The sequence below is a fragment of the Vibrio sp. Vb1026 genome, assembly GCF_033338745.1.
Lineage (GTDB): Bacteria > Pseudomonadota > Gammaproteobacteria > Enterobacterales > Vibrionaceae > Vibrio > Vibrio alginolyticus.
Map to the genome: position 1 here is coordinate 1 of NZ_JAWOTH010000134.1, position 1,222 is coordinate 1,222.

The window sequence follows — 1,222 nt, forward strand, 5'->3', positions numbered from 1 at the left end:
TGAACCGGGTGAAATTACAGCGAAGCTGGTGGAGTTGGATGAGATCGAGAATGGCTATGTGCTAGCTCATCACGATGAGGAAGGACAAGTAAATCTATGTGCGTATATCGTGTGGAAGAAAGAGAGTGAGCCAGAGAAAATAAGACGAAAGCTGGCGCAAACTTTACCAGAATATATGATTCCTGTGCACTTCATGACAATAGATGAGTTGCCTTTAACACCAAATGGAAAAGTGAATGAACAGTTGCTTCCAATACCTGAAAAAGAAACAGAAACAGAAGAAGCATATGTGCCGCCTTGTACAGAGATTGAAAAGTTGCTCACTGACATTTGGCAGGAGGTGCTTGGTATAGAACGTGTTAGCATAAAAGGAAGCTTTTTTGACTATGGAGGAGATTCGATCAAAGCCATTCAAATTTCTTCTCAATTAAGAAAGTATCGATTGAAACTTGAAACAAAGTATTTATTTACACATGCAACAATTCAAGAAGTGGCTATCTATATCGAGCCTTTAAAGAAACAAATTGATCAACGACAGATATCTGGGGAAGTTTTACTTTCTCCTATACAAAATTGGTTTTTTTCAAAAAAATTTGTTAATCCGCACCACTATAATCAGGCTGAGACACTCTACAAAGCAGAAGGATTTGATCCTGAAGCGGTTGAATTGGCGTTGGACAAACTCATGGAGCACCATGATTTACTAAGAGCTGTTTTTGTAAAGAATCGGCAACAGATGGTTCAAATCAACCGAAAAGCGTATACAGCTGATTTTTATACATTGGAAGTGATGAACCTTAGAAATAAAAATAACTGGCGAGAGCTTGCAGAAAACCATATTGATAGTATTCAAAGTGAGCTCAATATAGAAAATGGACCTCTTATCAAAGCAAGTATCTTTCAAACCAATAAAGGGGACCACCTTGTTATAGTTGTACACCATCTCATCATAGACGGTGTTTCTTGGGGGATTCTGCTTGAGGATCTAGAAACAGCTTACGAACAAGCTGTTTCTGGAGAAAAAATACAATTACCTGAGAAGACGACTTCTTATAAAGAATGGACAACAGAATTGTGGAATTACGCCAAAGAGGAAGTAGTAAATGAAAAAGCTTATTGGGAAGATGTTGAAAACAGGTTGGTAGTACCTTCTTCTTTAGCCGTACGTCAATCGATCAATCAAAAGAGATGGTACAGCAAACAGCTTGTTCGGCAACTTAAC

General features: G+C 38.2%; 1 protein-coding gene. It reads left to right on the plus strand.

The features are described 5' to 3' along the window. A partial coding sequence (locus R7E47_RS24750) for a condensation domain-containing protein (RefSeq protein ID WP_318085404.1) occupies positions 1-1,222 on the plus strand: 1,222 nt, incomplete at both ends.